Raw genomic sequence first — 16,889 nt, forward strand, 5'->3', positions numbered from 1 at the left:
GCATCGGGGGGGGCGGTCGCGTTTGAAATGCCGGCCCTTTGGAGGCCGCGCCGTGGAGACGAACATGAGATTTCGCAGCAAATGAATTTCAAAAAGTCGGAAGTCGCGTCAGTTCAACCCGGTGCCACCGCCTTGCGTCTGCATCATTTCCGCCCGCTCCAATTCGGCAATCCAATCGATGGGTTGGACACCGCTCGCAACCAACCCGGCGCGTGCGTTGTGGCCGATACCGAGGGCCGACGAGAGCCGCACAAAGTCGGCGAGTGCTTGGCGGGCGACGATGAGGGCAGGATTTCGACGGGGGGTGCCGTCCTTGTCGTGGATGATGGCCCCTTGGCGTTCGGCCTCGGTCACCATTCGTCTATGGTCGAACCACGCTTGGGCGGCCATTTCCAACATAGCCTCACCCGCGCCGTTCCAATGCGAGAGCGGCACGGCCAGTTTGAGTTTCTGCCATAGGAGCCGGCGTTGGTCGTCTTCCGGCCATGGCGGGCGCGAGCTTATGAAATGATATTCATCTAGGTCGCGTTGTATGGATGGCGGCTTGGCTTCAAGCTCGGTTTTGGTGCGATGGCCGCGATTGCCTTCCAGCGCCTTGAGAGCATCCGGTTTGCGGTTCCTGCCGCCCGAGCGGCCCTTTACTCCAACCATTGCTGTTTCCTTTCCAAGCTATCACGTGCTCTTGCCAAAAGCTGAAAGGCGATATCCTCGCCAATCGGGAGCCCCCAATATTCGCGCGGAACCTCGATAGCCTCGAACAACAATTGCCGCCATTCGGGCATCGGCTTTGGAAAATGGATGACTTCGCCCATATCCTCATCCTTTCGACGGTGCCGGCCGTGGGCCGGGTCTACAGCGCGACCGGCGCTTTTTCCGCGTGTCCCATCGTCTCGACACTATAGCGCGTCTGCGGCCAAATATAACGTTGCCAAATTGGCAACGAATTCCGTGCTTTGGTGACCGGGCTTCACCTGTTACACTAACGTCAGTCGTGTAACAGGGCATTCCGGCGCCCAATCGAACAATGTTCGCCCCGCGCCGGAATCCATCGAGCCGGGGTTTTCCATGTCGCACCTTTCCCTTGAAGCCGTTGCCCGTGAAGTACAAGACTTGCGGTCGCTGGCCATCGGCTTGCAGCGGCGGGCCCGAGCGGGTGACGAGGAACCCGGCGCCCCTCTCGGTGACCAGTTCATTGCCTTGGCCGCAAGCGCCCTCATGCAGGGCCTCGGGCGGCCCGAGCGGGCGGCCGAATGGGCAAAGCGCGCAGTCACCAATCCGGCGATGACCAGCGTTACCGGATGGGCAGCCGAGCTTGTGAGCGGGCCGACAACCGCGTTTCTCTTGTCGATGCAAAGCGGCATCCGGGCGGTTCCCGGCATCATGCGGCGAGCGCGTGGCATGCCGCTCGACGTCAACACGCGGGCCATCTCGCTAACGGCGGCGGCCTCGGCGCGATTCACCCAAGAGGGCGCCCCGATTTCGGTCGTCAAGGGAACCTTGAGGGCCAATGGGCTCATACCCTATACGGTGAAGTGCCTTGCAACCTTCAGTGAAGACATAGCTGACCACTCGCAACCAACGATTGACGAGGTGTAGCGGCAAATCCTCGGCGATGCCGTCGCTCAAGCTGTGGAAACCGTATTTTTCAGCGATGACGCCCAATCGGCATTTTCGCCGGCCGGCGCCTTGCTTGGGGCCACCGTGGTCCCACCGGGTCAAAGCTTCAGCGAGGACGTCCGGGGCCTCATGGCCGCGATTTCGCCGGCCGTCGACCCGGTTTTCATCATGAACCCCGCCAGGTTGGCGGGCGCGTCGGCGGCCGGTTCCTTGCTCGGGTTCGGTGCCTATGCCGTCTTTGGCTCATCGGCGATTGCCGATGACGATATGGTCGCGCTCGATGCCGCCGCACTCGTTTTTGGTGCTGGCACGCCATCGTTTAAACTTGGGCGTGAGGCGACTCTTGTCGAGGATACCGACCCGGTACCCATCTCGACACCCGGCACCCCGCCGACCATTGGAGCGCCGACGCGTTCGTTGTGGCAGACGAATTCCGCAAGTTTGCGTTGTGTCCTGCCCATCTCGTGGACCCCGCCGCCGTCAGCCATCGTTACCGGCATCACGTGGTGACCGCCATGAAACTCACCGGCTATCTTGGCCCCGAGCCCGACCCCGAAAAACCCGCCGTTGACGATTACGGCCTATCGGATGACGAAATCATCGCGCGCGAATTCGCCGCTCAAGGTCTCGTCTGGCATGAGCGGCCGTCCGCCGAGCCGTTCGAAGCGCGACCGCTACCGGAGCCGGAAGCGGAAATGACGCTTGAGGAACGGCGTAAGCTTTTCGAGGAAGAGAAGAAGCGCAAGCGCTACAACCGTGACGTTGAGGCCATCATTCTTCGGGTCACCCAAAAGGCCAAGCGCGACGGTGAAGCGCTAAAGGAAAGCATCCGAAATACGCTTGTCCTCGAAAAAGAGCGCATCGACCGGGAAATCGAAACCGAGGGCAAACACGCCGCCCAACGGTTCGGCGAGGAAGTGCGTAAGCTAACCGAGGATTTCGACCAGCGGTTCGAAGCACTGGAAAGCGCCTTACGCAAGGAAATCATCGAAGGGCTCACCTATCACCGCGACCGCTTCGACAAGCTCGTTGCGAAAGAGGTGGCCCGACAGATTGAAGCGAGGGCAAGGCCATGACCAGCAAGGAACCCAAGGTCCACTATACGGCCCTCATTCTTAACCGGGATTGCACGGGCACAAGGGTCTTTGAGGTGGATGGCGAAATGAGGATGGAGAAGGTCGACAGTCACGACGCCCTCATGGATGCCATCGGCCTCTTTGTCGCCCGACTGATAGAACCCCTTCCGCCGGCAAGCTCGCCCTAAGTGCGGATTGGCGGGGGCGGTCTTCGGCGAGTTGGCCGCCCCCATCACGAAATATCGCATGAGCCGGCCCAAGCGGTGGCCGGGACCATGCGAATGAGGCCGGGACGGAGGGCATTGCCAATCAGTCCGGTACGTCCCGGCCCGCTTCATCGCCTTGGACGCGGTCGGTCCTTCGGCAATCGCTTGGCATCGGCCGCCCCGAGCGGCTTTGGCCCCTTGGGCGACGTGGCCCCGATGGTTTCCGGTTCCCGTGGCGGTTTCTTGGGTTTTGGTCGGGAACGCCAAAGGTCGAGGGGACTTTTCATCGCCCGAACCTCGGCGGCGTTCGCGGGTGATGCACCTGGGCGACGACCGGGGGCGGCAACAATCCCCGGAACAGGCTTTGCAGCCGCTCCAATTCGTCGCCCGTGAGCTTGTCGGTCGCCCCGTTGATTGTCTGGTCGAGCGCTCGGCGGGAAATTCCGGCAAGGCGGTGAATTTCCTGTTTGGTGATGCCGGCCGCTACCAGCCGCCTTGTGAGCGCTACCGGGTTCATTGCCGGCTCACCTTGGCCTTGAGGGCGGCGGCGTAGGCTGGCGAAACCGTGCGCTTGTCCTTGGGCAGGTTCGCGACCTTGATGGCGGCGGCGTTGTCCTCTTGCGCCCACGGGTGCCACGGGTCGAGGCTCACGCCGTCCTCGTCGCATGCGCCGGCAAGCGAGCCCTTTTCATAGGCGGTCGTGATGCGGGAGTGGCATGGCTGGCAGAGCGCTTGCAGGTTGGAGCGGTCATAGCGCCGATGCGGGGCCACCTTCACCGGCACGATATGGTCGGCGTGGGCCGATGGTTCGCCGCATCGGACGCAATGGCGATTGGCGCGAAGGAAGGACCGGGAAAGCTTGGTCCAACGCTTGTCGTAAAGACGGCGGTCAACCGGCATCGGTGCGCCTCGCTCGATAAGCTCGCTCGATGCCAAAGCCTACTTGATAGCTTGGTCGGCTCGTCTCGCCTTGGGCAATGCGCCATACCGAGGCATGGGAAATCCCCGCCTCGGCGGCAATCTGGCGATAGGAAAGGCCGTGGTCGACGCGCAAGCATTCGAGCATCGATTGGAAGGCTTGGGCGGGGGCGGGCTGTTTGCGCATGATGCGAGTTCCTGAAACGCAAAGGGCGCACGAGAAGGCGCCCCGGCCCATAAGGCGGCAACAGTATAGAGAACCGAACCGAACGCGCCAATATGGCAATGCATGCGGCAGAATTCTATTTAGTTTCTAGTGCGTTGATTTTATTGCGTAATTTCTGTGATTTGGTGGAGCCTAAGGGAGTCGAACCCTCGACCTCCGCAGTGCGATTGCGGCGCTCTCCCAACTGAGCTACGGCCCCGTTCCAGTGGGATCATGAACAAATCCATGGTCTTTGCAAGAGCAACGTAACGAACCTAGGTCCGTCCGGAATCTGCGAGTGGCGGCAGGCCGTCCACCTAGGTTGCGATGGGGCTAGCTCAACTTTGACAGGTAGCGCGCTTTTCTCGTATCGAAAGGCAACACTTTCATGCAGGGACTTTGATGGACGATCTGAAATATCCGCGTACCTATCACTTGCCGACCAGTCCCGGGCTCCAAAGCGACGACAAGCGGATGCCGGACCTTGCACCTTTTCCAGGGTAGGCGGGTGATCGTCACCGAAAAAATGGACGGCGAATGCACGACGCTCACCGCGACCAGTTCCTATGCCCGATCGCCGGACAGCGGCTATCATTCCTCACGCGACTGGCTGCGCGCCTATCATGCGCGCCGTGCGGCTGATATCCCGGACGATTGGCGGGTTTCGGGCGAGTATCTCTACGCCCGGCACTCGATTGCCTACACGCGCGCATCCGGCAATGCTCTACAGTCGTACTTTTACGGCTTTGGCGTCTGGGACGATCGCAACACGCTTCTGGATTGGGATACCACGCTCGAAATCCTGGCGATGCTGGAAGTCGAACCGGTCCCGGTCCTCTATGATGGACCGTTCGGCAGTGACCTCGTCCAGAATGTCGTGGCGGGCTTGGATATGTCGCGCCAGGAAGGTTTTGTCATCCGCCTCGCCGAGCAGATGCCTTACCCTGCGGGAACGGGCAGCGCCGGCCGCTTCCTTGATGGCATAGCCAAGTGGGTGCGAGGCAACCACGTCGCCAGCGAACGACACTGGATGGTCGGCCGCGTCATACCAAACGAACTGCGAGAGGGGAGCGACGCGACGCCATAGGCTAAAGGTTCTCGCCGCCGTCTGGCATTCGCTACAAAAAACGCTTTTTCAGGAAATAGCGCGCAATCGCGTCTTCGCCGCCCTCAAGCTCACCGAACACCTGGAAGCCGAGCTTCTCATAGAAGGGTCGGGCCTGAAACTCAAAGGTGTCGAGCCAGAGGCCGATGTAGCCGCGCTCGCGCGCGATATTCTCCGCTTCCTCGATCAGTCGCCGACCAAGGCCCTGGCCGCGATACTCATCGGGCACGGCCAGATAGCGGATGAATGCCCAGCCGTAGCCATCCGTCGCATAGAGCCCGCCGGTTGCCGCCCCTGTCTCGCGGTCGCGAAGCACGATGGCAAAGCCGGGCAGATCGGCCATGCCACTATGCGCATCGTTATAGGCGTCCAGCGGCGCAACGATGCCGCGCAGGTCCTCTCTGCTCGGGTCTTCGAGAATGATGTCAATGATCGGGGTGGGCATCGCAAAACTCGGATTGTAGCTGAAAATCATCGGCCAACGCGGCCACCTTCGCTTAGATCGGCCATCCCCGGCGCTATCGAAGCACCACCGTCGCAAGCGCTGTCTGAATACCCTGGACGTCCGCTTCCGTCTTCATCGGCAAGATCCACCGTCGAACCATGACCAAGCAGCCCATAGAACAGTCCCATTGACACTCCCCCTATTTGCCGCGCGGCGGATGCGGATGGCGCGACACATTATTTAGAGACCGCATCAGCCTACGCAAGGTTGCATTGGCGTGTTTGCCTTCCGAGGGACGAAGGTCCGCCCGTGATCAAGCAGAAAGGGCCGCTGGTCGAATACCAGCGGCCCTTTCACGATATCATCATGTCACATCAGCCGTGACGGCGACGCTTGCCGCCGCGCGGCCACCGCCGCCGCGCTTGCGATCTGCTTAGCTGCAGCCGCTCGTCGCGCCGCAGGTGTCGCACTTCTCGCAGGTGCCGTTGCGCACCATCGTGAAGTTCTGGCACTCGGTGCACATGTTGCCGGTATAGCCCTGCATGATCGAGCGGGCGCGACGCTCGGCTTCCACCTTCTTGGCGTCCGTCTTGGCCGATGCCGCTTCCGCAGCTGCCTTGTCGGAGAAGAGGGCGGTCACTTCCGTTGCGGTCTCGACCGTTTCTTCGGCGATCTCCTCGGCCAGTTCCGCCGCGCGCTCTTCGTAGTCGCGCTTGAAGGCAACGATTTCGGAAGTCGAGATCGCCGTCGTCTGCTCGATCTTTCGGACCGTGTTGCCGGCGATCGAGGTTACAGTGGCGGTCGAAGAGGCTCGGGCAGGGGCGGTCGTCGACGAGCCCTTCGGCTCACCGGCGCGTTCGGCCGTGCCACCAACGATCGTCGGCTTGTAGCCGCGCGTCCAGCCGGTGGAGATCAGGTTGGTCTTGCCTTCCTGGATACCCTTGCCGAGCGCTGTGTTGCTGAAGTCGGACGTGTCGACATGGGCCAGATCGTGGCGACCGAGATAAGAGACGGCCAGTTCGCGGAAGACGTAGTCGAGGATCGATGTCGCGTTCTTGATCGCATCGTTGCCCTGAACCATGCCGGCCGGCTCGAACTTGGTGAAGGTGAAGGCCTCCACATATTCTTCGAGCGGCACGCCGTACTGCAGGCCGAGCGAGATGGCGATGGCGAAGTTGTTCATCATCGCACGGAAGGCAGCCCCTTCCTTGTGCATGTCGATGAAGATCTCGCCGAGACGGCCATCACCGAATTCACCGGTGCGCAGGTAGACCTTGTGACCGCCGACGACGGCCTTCTGGGTGTAGCCCTGGCGGCGGTTCGGCAGCTTTTCGCGGGCGCGGATCACCTTCTCGATGACGCGTTCGACGATCTTCTCGGTAATGGTGACGGCCTGGGCGGCGGCGGGCGCCTGGATCAGATCCTCCAGCGCATCCTCGTCCTTGTCGTCCTCGATCAGCGAGGCGTTGAGCGGCTGCGACAGCTTGGAGCCGTCGCGATAGAGGGCGTTTGCCTTCAGCGCCAGCTTCCACGAGAGCATATAGGCATTCTTGCAGTCCTCGACGGTCGCCTCGTTCGGCATGTTGATCGTCTTGGAGATCGCACCGGAGATGAACGGCTGGGCTGCCGCCATCATGCGGATGTGGCTTTCGACCGACAGGTAGCGCTTACCGATCTTGCCGCAGGGGTTGGCGCAATCGAAGACGGGCAGGTGCTCGTTCTTCAGGAACGGCGCGCCTTCCAGCGTCATGGCACCGCAGACATGGATGTTGGCCGCTTCGATGTCCTTCTTGGAGAAGCCCAAATGGTCGAGCAGGTTGAAATCCATCGCGGCGAGCTGTTCGTCGGAGACCTTCAGCGTACCCTTGAGGAAGTCGGCGCCGAGCGTCCACTGGTTGAAGACGAACTTGATATCGAAGGCAGACTTCAGCGCGGCGTTGACCGCTTCCACCTTCTCGTCGGTGAAGCCCTTGGCCTTCAGCGTTGACGGGTTGATCGCCGGCGCCTGGTTCAGGTTGCCGTGGCCGACCGCGTAGGCCTCGATCTCGGCGATCTGGCTTTCGCTGTAGCCGAGCGAACGCAGCGCTTCCGGAACGGCGCGGTTGATGATCTTGAAGTAGCCGCCACCGGCGAGCTTCTTGAACTTCACCAGCGCGAAGTCCGGCTCGATGCCGGTCGTGTCGCAGTCCATGACGAGGCCGATCGTGCCGGTCGGCGCGATAACGGTTGCCTGGGCGTTGCGGTAGCCGTGCTTCTCGCCGAGTTCCAAGGCCTTGTCCCAGGCGCTCATGGCGTGGATGACGAGGTCCTGGTCCGGGTTGTCCGAGTGGATGAGGGCGACCGGGTTGACCGACAGCGCCTCATAGCCAGTTGTCTCGCCATAGGCGGCACGGCGGTGATTGCGGATGACGCGCAGCATATTGTCGCGGTTCGGCGCAAAGCCCGGGAACGGACCGAGCTTCTCGGCCATTTCGGCGGAGGTGGCGTAGGAGATGCCCGTCATGATCGCGGTCAGCGCACCGGCAATGGCGCGGCCCTCGGCGCTGTCATAGGGAATACCCGAGGACATCAGCAGGCCGCCGATGTTGGCGTAACCGAGGCCGAGCGTGCGGTACTCGTAGGAGAGTTCGGCAATCTCGCGGGACGGGAACTGTGCCATCATGACCGAAACTTCGAGAACGATGGTCCAGAGCCGGACGGCGTGCTCGTAGTCGGCGATGTTGATCCGCTTGGTCGCCGCATCCTTGAACATCATCAGGTTCAGCGAGGCGAGGTTGCAGGCGGTGTCATCGAGGAACATGTATTCCGAGCACGGGTTCGACGCGCGGATCGGGCCGGCGGCGGGGCTGGTGTGCCAGTCGTTCATCGTCGTGTTGAAGTGCAGGCCTGGATCGGCCGATGCCCAGGCTGCGTAGGAGATCGACTCCCAGAGATCGCGCGCCTTCAGCGTCTTCATGACGCGACCGTCCTTGCGGGCCGTCAGGTTCCAGTCGCCATCGGCTTCGACAGCGCGCAGGAAGTCGTCCTTGATCGAGACCGAGTTGTTGGAGTTCTGGCCCGAGACCGTGAGGTAGGCTTCCGAATCCCAGTCGGTGTCGTAGGTCTTGAACTCGAGGTCCTTGTAGCCCTGCTTGGCGAACTGGATGACGCGCTGGACGTAGTTTTCCGGAACCAGGGCCTGCTTGGCAGCACGGATCTCGCGCTTCAGCGCCGGGTTCTGTTTCGGGTCATAGCAGGCGTCGTCGGTGCCGTCGCAGTTGACGCAGGCCTTCATGATCGCCTTCAGATGTTTGGCGACGACCTTCGAACCGGTGACGAGGGCAGCAACCTTCTGCTCTTCCTTGACCTTCCAGTTGATGTATTCCTCGATATCGGGGTGATCGATATCGACGACCACCATCTTGGCGGCGCGGCGGGTGGTGCCACCCGACTTGATGGCGCCGGCGGCGCGGTCGCCGATCTTCAGGAACGACATCAGGCCGGAGGACTTGCCGCCGCCCGAGAGCTTTTCGCCTTCACTGCGCAGGTGCGAGAAGTTGGAGCCGGTGCCCGAACCGTACTTGAACAGACGTGCTTCACGCACCCAAAGGTCCATGATGCCGCCTTCGTTGACGAGATCGTCAGCGACGGACTGGATGAAGCAGGCGTGCGGCTGCGGGTGCTCGTAGGCCGACTTCGACTTCGTCAGCTTGCCGGTGAAGGGATCGACATAGTAGTGGCCCTGGCCAGGGCCATCGATGCCATAGGCCCAGTGAAGGCCGGTGTTGAACCATTGCGGCGAGTTCGGCGCAACGCGCTGGGTGGCGAGCATGTAGGCGAGTTCGTCGCGGAAGGCGGAGGCGTCTTCTTCGGTATCGAAATAGCCGCCCTTCCAGCCCCAATAGGCCCAGGTACCGGCCAGGCGATCGAAAACCTGGCGAGCATCGGTTTCGGAACCGTAGTGTTCTTCCTTGGGCAGCGCCTTCAGCGCTTCAGCATCCGGAACGGAGCGCCAGAGGAAGGAGGGGACATCGTTCTCCTCGACGCGCTTCATCTTGGCCGGAACGCCAGCCTTGCGGAAATACTTCTGGGCGAGAATGTCGGCAGCGACCTGGCTGAACTGCGCCGGAACGTCGATATCGGCAAGACGGAAAACGATCGAACCATCGGGGTTCTTGATCTCACTCGTAGCCTTGCGGAATTCGATCTCCGCATAGGCAGATTGCCCGGCCTTGGTGAAACGACGTTCGATCTTCATTGTCCCTGGTCCTTCGTGTTGCCTAGCGCCCGCCACAGGCGCAATTGTCCCCGCCCGGCCGCGAGGGGCATCCCGCAGCCAGTCTCAGCTTCCGTCCTTTGGAGAGAAACCCACAGTTGGGTGACCCTGTATCTTGTGAGATAGGCTGACTGCAAGCACTAAATATAGTGTTAACAGCTGATTTATGCCAGCCAATTGTTGCTCAAACGGGCCTCAAAGATCGCACAAAAATCCTCACGGCGACCGCATGGTGAAATCCATGACCGCCGCCTGTCAGAACCGCCGATTTGGTGAGATGAACCGGGCGCTAAACAATCCGGTCCGCCGCCGTCGCAACGTAAAATCCATTAACCGTGAATCGTCCGGGGGCGTCAAGGGGTGGTTTGTGACGGAAGTTTGAGCGCTAGATGTTGTGTGGACCGACTGTGGAAAACGGGGACATCGAGCAACCCCATGAAAATCAGGCACTTCCGCAGCTTGCCTGTGAGACTGCCGCAACAATCCGCGCCAGATCAAAAAATTGACGGGTAAAAAGCCGTATAAAAACCATCCTTAACGGCACCCTCGGTTGCGTCCGATCAAGCGATATGGGGTGGCCGGAGTGATTCGGATCTCGCGTCCTGTAACCGCGGGCCTTTTGTCGCCACAACGAAACACAGGCACTACTCCTAGTGCCTCTTCCAGCCTCACGCGCGGCCAGTGATGCCGGCGCAGGCACGAACGCTGGTCGGTTCGTGAAGGGCAGGCGGGATCAGCGCGCTGATCCCGCACTGGAATTCAATCGACGCGCTTCTGCAGTTCGCGCGCACCGTTCGGCGCATTCACCTTGCCCTCGGTAATGAAGTAGGCAAACACATCGCGCGCCTCTTTCTTCGCCTTGCGGTCCGGGGCGCTCTTTTCAAGCCCGCTCGGCTCGTCGCCCTCTGCAAAGGTCTTCGCGCGCTCGGCCCAGAGGTCGAGCTTGTCGGGCGCGTAACAGGTCTCGATATCGTCGCTGCCCTTCTGCAGGCGGAGATAGACGAAATCGGCGGTGACATCGGCGATCATCGGATAATCAGCGTGTTCGGCGAGCACCACGGCAACGCCGTACTTCTCCAGCAGCGAAACGAACTCCGGGGTCTGGAAGGTGGGATTTCGCACCTCGACCACATGACGTAGCGGAAGCCCATCCTGCTTCTCCGGAAGAAGCTTCAGAAAACCTTCGAAGTCGTCAGGTTCGAACTTCTTCGTCGGCGCGAACTGCCAGAGGATGGGTCCAAGATGGGGCCCGAGCTCGGTCAACCCTTGTGTCAGGAATCGCTCCATGGATTCACCGGCTTCCGACAGAACCTTGCGGTTGGTAACGAAGCGGCTCGCCTTCAACGAAAAGATGAAATCCTCCGGGACCTCTGAAGCCCATTTGGCAAAGGTCTCGGGCTTCTGCGAGGAGTAATAGGTGCCGTTCACCTCGATCGCGCGAAGCTGCTTGCCGGCGTATTCGAGCTGCCGCTTCTTGGCCAGCGTGCTCGGATAAAAGGTGCCCTCCCAGGGCTCGAAGGTCCAGCCGCCGATGCCAACGCGGATCTTTCCGGATTTTGCCATGCCATCCTCCTCAACAACGGTCATCGCGTAACCGCGTGCTTTTCAATCTTTGATCGATTTCGTCATGTCCACGAATGTCCACCCTGGACGATAGGGATTGGGTCGGCGACCCGTTTCTTGAAATCCATAGGTGCTGTAGAGCGCAATGTTTCGCTCCATGCGTGAATTGGTGTAGAGCCGCACCTCCGGCAAGCCCCACTCGGCCGCCATGTGGTCGACGAAGCGCAACAACTCGATACCGAGCCCCTGGCCCTGGCAGGCAGGGAGAACGGCGAGGCTGAAGATCATCAAGTGATCGGCGTACCGCTCGACAACCGCAAGCGCCGAAACAATGTCCTCTCGTTCGCGAAGCCAAACCTCGCCGCGCAGAATGCGGGGCGCGTAGTCCTCGGTTACCGGCAGCGGCGGCCCGCCAAGAAGTGCCTTATACGGCTCGTAGGCTGCCGCCGTCACGCTTTGTACCGCGGCCAGATCCTCCAGACGAGCAGGCCGCATCATGCCAGGATCACTCCTTGCGGTCGCCGATCGGCGTCGCGCTCCTCACTCCGCCGCCTCGACCTTCTTCATCGGCCGCCGCTCAAGCAGCTCCTTGAGGAACTGGCCAGTATAGGAGCGCTTCTCCTTGACGACGTCCTCAGGCGTCCCCTTGGCGATCACTTCGCCACCCCCGTCGCCGCCCTCCGGACCGAAGTCGATGACCCAGTCGGCGGTCTTGATGACTTCGAGGTTGTGCTCGATGACGACGACCGAGTTGCCCTGGTTCACGAGCTCATGCAGAACTTCAAGAAGCTTGGCTACGTCATGGAAATGCAAGCCTGTCGTGGGCTCGTCAAGAATATAGAGCGTACGGCCGGTGGAACGCTTCGACAGTTCCTTCGCCAGCTTGACGCGTTGCGCCTCACCGCCTGACAGCGTGTTTGCCTGCTGCCCGACCTTGATGTAGCCAAGGCCAACCTGGTTGAGCGTCACCAGCTTGTCGCGTACGGCCGGGACGGCTGCGAAGAACTCCACACCTTCCTCGACGGTCATGTCGAGCACGTCGGCGATCGACTTGCCCTTGAAGTGCACGTCGAGCGTTTCGCGGTTGTAACGCTTGCCGTGGCAGACGTCGCAGGTGACGTAGACATCCGGCAGGAAGTGCATCTCGATCTTGATGACGCCGTCGCCCTGGCAGGCCTCGCAGCGGCCGCCCTTGACGTTGAAGGAGAAGCGACCCGGCTGATAGCCGCGCGCCTTTGCTTCCGGAAGACCGGCAAACCAGTCGCGGATCGGCGTGAAGGCACCGGTATAGGTTGCCGGGTTCGAGCGCGGCGTGCGGCCGATCGGCGACTGATCGATGTCGATCACCTTGTCGATATGCTCGAAACCGTCGATACGGTCGTGCTCGGCCGGGTTTTCGCGCGCCCCCATGATGCGGCGGGCGGCGGCCTTGTAGAGCGTTTCGATCAGGAAGGTCGACTTGCCGCCGCCGGACACGCCGGTGACCGCGGTGAAGACACCGAGCGGGATCGAGGCGGTAACGTTCTTGAGGTTGTTGGCGCGGGCGCCGACAACGGTGATTTCCTTTTTCTTCTTCGGCTTGCGACGCTCGGAGGGAACGTCGACCGCAAGTTCGCCGGACAGATACTTGCCGGTCAGCGATTTCGGATTGGCCATGATATCGGCGGGCGATCCTTGCGCGATGACCTCGCCGCCATGGATACCGGCGGCCGGGCCGATATCGACGACGTAATCTGCCGTCAGGATCGCGTCCTCATCATGCTCCACGACGATCACGGTATTGCCGATGTCGCGCAGGTGGCGAAGCGTGTCGAGCAGGCGGGCATTGTCGCGCTGGTGCAGGCCGATCGACGGTTCGTCCAGAACGTAGAGAACGCCCGTCAGGCCCGAACCGATCTGCGACGCAAGCCGGATACGCTGGCTTTCACCGCCCGAGAGCGTTCCGGAATTGCGCGACAGACTGAGATATTCCAGGCCGACATCGTTGAGGAAGCGCAGACGGTCGCGGATCTCCTTGAGGATGCGGACGGCAATCTCGTTCTGCTTGGTATTGAGATGCTCCGGCAGAGCCTCGAACCAGTCGCGCGCGATGCGGATCGACATCTCGGTCACCTGGCCGATATGCAGCTTGTCGATCTTGACCGCCAGCGCCTCGGGCTTGAGGCGGAAACCGGCGCAGGCCGGGCAGGGCGCCGCTGACATGTAGCGCTCGATCTCCTCGCGCGCCCAGGCGCTGTCGGTTTCCTTCCAACGGCGCTCGAGATTGGGAACGATGCCCTCGAAATTCTTGGTCGTGTTGTAGGAGCGGGCACCGTCTTCATAGTGAAAGACGATCTTTTCTTCCGTTCCGTGCAGGATCGCCTTCTGCGCCGCAGCCGACAGCTCGTTCCAGCGGCTGCCGAGCTTGAAGCCGAAGACCTTGCCGAGCGCTTCCAGCGTCTGGTTGTAATAGGGAGAGGAGGATTTTGCCCAGGGCGCAATCGCACCGTCGCGCAGCGTCCGGTGTTCTTCCGGCACGATCAGCGCCGTGTCGATCTTCTGCTGGCTGCCGAGACCATCGCAGGTCGGGCAGGCGCCGAAGGGGTTGTTGAACGAAAACAGCCGCGGCTCGATCTCGGAAATCGTGAAGCCGGAAACCGGGCAGGCGAACTTTTCGGAGAACAGCACGCGCTCGTGGGTTTCGTTCAGCGATTTGTTGGCCGAACCGCCTGCAGCGGTCTCCTCGGGTGGCAGCGGCTTGTCGGCAAACTCGGCAACGGCAAGCCCATCGGCCAGAGTCAGGCAGGTCTCCAGGCTGTCAGCCAGGCGCGAGGCAAGATCGGGCCTGACGACGACGCGGTCGACAACCACATCGATGTCATGCTTGTACTTCTTGTCGAGCGGCGGAGCTTCGGCGATTTCGTAGAAGGTGCCGTCGACCTTGACGCGCTGAAAACCCTTCTTCATCAGCTCGGCGAGTTCCTTCTTGTACTCGCCCTTGCGACCGCGAACGAGCGGCGCAAGAATATAGAGACGCGTGCCTTCGCCAAATTCGAGCACCCGGTCGACCATCTGGCTGACCGTCTGACTTTCGATCGGCAGTCCCGTCGCCGGCGAATAGGGCACGCCGACACGTGCAAAGAGCAGGCGCATATAGTCGTAGATTTCGGTGACCGTACCGACCGTCGAACGCGGGTTGCGCGAGGTCGTCTTCTGCTCGATCGAGATTGCCGGCGACAGCCCGTCGATCTGGTCGACGTCCGGCTTCTGCATCATTTCGAGGAACTGGCGCGCATAGGCCGACAGGCTCTCGACATAGCGGCGCTGCCCTTCGGCATAGATCGTGTCAAATGCGAGCGAGGACTTGCCCGAGCCCGATAGGCCGGTCATCACGATCAGCTTGTTGCGCGGCAGATCGAGGTCGATGCCTTTCAGATTGTGCTCGCGCGCACCACGAATGGAGATGGTCTTGAGTTCACTCATCGGAAGCCAGCTTTTGCATGTCGGTTGAAAGCCCCCTATGTAATGACGCTAACGCCCATGTCGAGGCGCAATCGGCAAAACAGGCGGCCAATTCGAGTCGGTTGACAGGATCATAGCCAAATACTAGAACAAATAAAGAACAAATCGCCCATAAAACGACCAAAACTGTTGTGGATTATGTGCGAGGCGGGGCGTATCGACGGCAGCGGACCGCTAAGATGCGCGCTCTTGAAATTCCAAGCCGGGCCCTAGGCGCGGTGAAACCACGGGAAAAGCAACAATGGCTGGAAGCGTCAACAAGGTGATCTTGATCGGAAATGTCGGGGCAGACCCGGAAATCCGGCGCACGCAGGACGGCCGGCCGATCGCCAACCTGCGCATCGCAACCTCGGAAACCTGGCGCGACCGCAACAGCGGCGAACGCAAGGAAAAGACTGAGTGGCACACGGTCGTCGTGTTCAACGAAGGCCTCTGCAAGGTTGTCGAGCAGTACGTCAAGAAGGGCGCCAAGCTCTATATCGAAGGCGCACTGCAGACCCGCAAGTGGCAGGATCAGAACGGTAACGACCGCTACTCGACGGAAGTGGTACTGCAGGGCTTCAACTCGACGCTGACGATGCTCGACGGTCGCGGCGAGGGCGGCGGCTCCGGCGTCAGCCGTGGCGGTGGCGGCGACTTCGGCGGTAGCAACTACGGCGGTGGCGGTGGTGGTTACGACGACTACGATCAGCAGCCGCGCCAGTCTTCAGGCGGCGGCCGTTCGGGTGGCAGCCAAGGTGGCCAGGGCGGTCAGGGCGGCGGCTTCTCGCGCGATATGGACGACGACATTCCGTTCTGATCGTCGTATCAGGCTCGGACTGTTTCAAACGCCGTGTCCCTTGGGGGCGCGGCGTTTTTTGTTCGAGCGGAGGTGCCATCTCGCGATGTCAGCGGCTGATTGCTCAAATGGCAGCGCGTTCAGACGAACGCACAAGGCTCGCTCGAGCCGCCTGCTTCCAGTCCATCTTTCGGCTTCGAGCGCCTCCACTTCAAAGCGGATGCTTTAGAGGGCCATCGCGGATTTGACCCCGTCGACAACGAACTGGACGGCAAGGGCCGCCAGGATGACACCGAGCAAGCGGGTGAGGATGGCGCGGCCGGTGACGCCGAGGAACCGGTCGATACGTTCGGCTATGACCAGCGCGAGAAACAGGCTGAGCATCGACAGCGCGATGACGATCAGGAGCTGGGTGCGCTCTATGGCCGTCGGGAATGAGCCGGCAAGCAGGATCGTTGCCGAGATCGCGCCCGGCCCGGCAATCAGCGGCAAGGCGAGGGGAAAGACCGCGATGTTGTGGATGTGATCCTTCGTGGTCGCGTTCTCGCCGGTCTTTTCCTTGCGCTCCTGCCGCTTCTCGAAAATCATCTCGAAGGCGATCCAGAAGAGCAGCAGACCGCCGGCGATGCGGAAGGCGCCGATCGAAATGCCGAGCAGGCCGAGGATGCCGTTGCCGAAGAGCGCAAAGGCGGCGAGAATGAAGAAGGCGATCAGCGAACCGCGGGTGGCCACCTGAAAGCGCTCCTGCCGGCTGAGGCCGACGGTCAGGCTCAGGAAGATCGGCGCAAGGCCGGGCGGATCGAGCGTGACGAGAAGCGTGGTGAGCGCATTGACCAGGAGGTCGACATTGAACATCCGTTTCCCCTTCCGGATTTCGCCCCGGGTTTTCCCGGTGACGGGCGGGTATTGTTAGGCAAGCGGCAGGGGCTTGGGAAGAGGGCCGCAAACAAAGTCTCAGCAATGACTTATTGAGCAATCCCTACCGGCAACCGGACCGCAAATGCGCAGCATTTCGGTGATCGGCGACGGGGGTCTTCCGATTTCCCGCGCAATGCCCTAGAAAAGCCTGCTCCGGCGGCAAAAGACTGTTCACAACTGCCGCGTGGCTCATCGGGTCCGGATCTGGATTTCGGAGAAAATCATGCAGCGATTCAAAGCGTTACAGTGACATCTTCACACCTGAGCGGAYGAAAGGTGCCGTGGGCCGCAAATTGGCGATT

17 protein-coding genes and 1 tRNA gene are annotated in these 16,889 nt (G+C 61.3%); 6 read left to right on the forward strand and 12 right to left on the reverse strand.

The window, feature by feature from the left end; all coding sequences use genetic code 11:
- Positions 1-108: 108 nt before the first annotated feature.
- Positions 109-651 carry a P27 family phage terminase small subunit gene (locus AB4Z53_RS14485; RefSeq protein ID WP_441596409.1) on the reverse strand — a complete coding sequence of 181 codons (543 nt, stop codon included), beginning with the start codon at positions 649-651 and terminating at the stop codon, positions 109-111.
- Complete coding sequence (locus AB4Z53_RS14490; RefSeq protein WP_441596410.1) at positions 639-812, reverse strand: hypothetical protein; 174 nt, start codon at positions 810-812, stop codon at positions 639-641. The genes AB4Z53_RS14485 and AB4Z53_RS14490 overlap by 13 nt, the downstream gene beginning before the upstream one ends.
- 253 nt (positions 813-1,065) lie before the next feature.
- Between AB4Z53_RS14490 and AB4Z53_RS14495 the strand changes: the two genes are divergently transcribed.
- From AB4Z53_RS14495 to AB4Z53_RS14510, 4 genes are all read left to right on the forward strand, one after another.
- Positions 1,066-1,596, forward strand: a complete 531-nt coding sequence (locus AB4Z53_RS14495) for a hypothetical protein (protein WP_441596411.1) — start codon at positions 1,066-1,068, stop codon at positions 1,594-1,596.
- 150 nt (positions 1,597-1,746) lie between these two features.
- Positions 1,747-2,127: a hypothetical protein gene (locus AB4Z53_RS14500; RefSeq protein WP_441596412.1), complete on the forward strand. Its 381-nt coding sequence runs from the start codon at positions 1,747-1,749 to the stop codon at positions 2,125-2,127.
- A 5-nt stretch (positions 2,128-2,132) separates the two neighbouring features.
- Entirely contained in the window at positions 2,133-2,693 is a 561-nt protein-coding gene (locus AB4Z53_RS14505) for a hypothetical protein (RefSeq protein WP_441596413.1), read from the forward strand.
- Complete coding sequence (locus AB4Z53_RS14510) at positions 2,690-2,881, forward strand: hypothetical protein (RefSeq protein ID WP_441596414.1); 192 nt, start codon at positions 2,690-2,692, stop codon at positions 2,879-2,881. Before AB4Z53_RS14505 ends, AB4Z53_RS14510 begins: the two co-directional genes overlap by 4 nt.
- A gap of 301 nt (positions 2,882-3,182) precedes the next feature.
- On the opposite strand, the gene AB4Z53_RS14515 is transcribed toward AB4Z53_RS14510, so the two are convergent.
- The 4 genes from AB4Z53_RS14515 to AB4Z53_RS14530 form a co-directional block, all read right to left on the reverse strand.
- Positions 3,183-3,416, reverse strand: a complete 234-nt coding sequence (locus tag AB4Z53_RS14515) for a hypothetical protein (RefSeq protein ID WP_441596415.1) — start codon at positions 3,414-3,416, stop codon at positions 3,183-3,185.
- On the reverse strand, positions 3,413-3,799 hold the full coding sequence (locus tag AB4Z53_RS14520; RefSeq protein ID WP_441596416.1) for an HNH endonuclease: 387 nt from the start codon (positions 3,797-3,799) through the stop codon (positions 3,413-3,415). Before AB4Z53_RS14520 ends, AB4Z53_RS14515 begins: the two co-directional genes overlap by 4 nt.
- The gene (locus AB4Z53_RS14525; protein ID WP_441596417.1) at positions 3,789-4,004 is read right to left on the reverse strand and encodes a helix-turn-helix domain-containing protein; all 216 of its coding nucleotides are present in this window, start codon (positions 4,002-4,004) and stop codon (positions 3,789-3,791) included. The genes AB4Z53_RS14520 and AB4Z53_RS14525 overlap by 11 nt, the downstream gene beginning before the upstream one ends.
- 162 nt (positions 4,005-4,166) lie before the next feature.
- Positions 4,167-4,242 (reverse strand) — tRNA-Ala (locus tag AB4Z53_RS14530).
- 288 nt (positions 4,243-4,530) lie between these two features.
- Between AB4Z53_RS14530 and AB4Z53_RS14535 the strand changes: the two genes are divergently transcribed.
- On the forward strand, positions 4,531-5,109 hold the full coding sequence (locus tag AB4Z53_RS14535; RefSeq protein WP_441596418.1) for an RNA ligase family protein: 579 nt from the start codon (positions 4,531-4,533) through the stop codon (positions 5,107-5,109).
- A 31-nt stretch (positions 5,110-5,140) separates the two neighbouring features.
- Here AB4Z53_RS14535 and AB4Z53_RS14540 read toward each other — a convergent pair whose 3' ends face one another.
- From AB4Z53_RS14540 to uvrA, 5 genes are all read right to left on the reverse strand, one after another.
- A complete protein-coding gene (locus tag AB4Z53_RS14540) occupies positions 5,141-5,572 on the reverse strand; it encodes a GNAT family N-acetyltransferase (protein ID WP_441596419.1) in 432 nt (143 codons plus the stop codon).
- Between the two features lie 433 nt (positions 5,573-6,005).
- Positions 6,006-9,809: a vitamin B12-dependent ribonucleotide reductase gene (locus AB4Z53_RS14545; RefSeq protein WP_441596420.1), complete on the reverse strand. Its 3,804-nt coding sequence runs from the start codon at positions 9,807-9,809 to the stop codon at positions 6,006-6,008.
- Between the two features lie 777 nt (positions 9,810-10,586).
- Positions 10,587-11,390 (reverse strand): DUF72 domain-containing protein, encoded by an 804-nt coding sequence (locus tag AB4Z53_RS14550; RefSeq protein WP_441596421.1) that lies wholly within the window; start codon positions 11,388-11,390, stop codon positions 10,587-10,589.
- A gap of 42 nt (positions 11,391-11,432) precedes the next feature.
- Positions 11,433-11,885, reverse strand: a complete 453-nt coding sequence (locus AB4Z53_RS14555) for a GNAT family N-acetyltransferase (protein ID WP_441596479.1) — start codon at positions 11,883-11,885, stop codon at positions 11,433-11,435.
- Positions 11,886-11,930: 45 nt separating this feature from the next.
- The gene (uvrA, locus tag AB4Z53_RS14560) at positions 11,931-14,852 is read right to left on the reverse strand and encodes an excinuclease ABC subunit UvrA (RefSeq protein WP_441596422.1); all 2,922 of its coding nucleotides are present in this window, start codon (positions 14,850-14,852) and stop codon (positions 11,931-11,933) included.
- A gap of 280 nt (positions 14,853-15,132) precedes the next feature.
- Here uvrA and AB4Z53_RS14565 point away from each other — a divergent pair, with 280 nt between their 5' ends.
- Entirely contained in the window at positions 15,133-15,690 is a 558-nt protein-coding gene (locus AB4Z53_RS14565; RefSeq protein WP_291155297.1) for a single-stranded DNA-binding protein, read from the forward strand.
- A gap of 204 nt (positions 15,691-15,894) precedes the next feature.
- Here the strand turns inward: AB4Z53_RS14565 and AB4Z53_RS14570 are convergent, their stop codons facing one another.
- A complete protein-coding gene (locus tag AB4Z53_RS14570; protein WP_113539983.1) occupies positions 15,895-16,524 on the reverse strand; it encodes a MarC family protein in 630 nt (209 codons plus the stop codon).
- Positions 16,525-16,889 lie beyond the last annotated feature (365 nt).

The sequence above is a fragment of the Ensifer sp. 2TAB8 genome, assembly GCF_052115125.1.
Lineage (GTDB): Bacteria > Pseudomonadota > Alphaproteobacteria > Rhizobiales > Rhizobiaceae > Ensifer.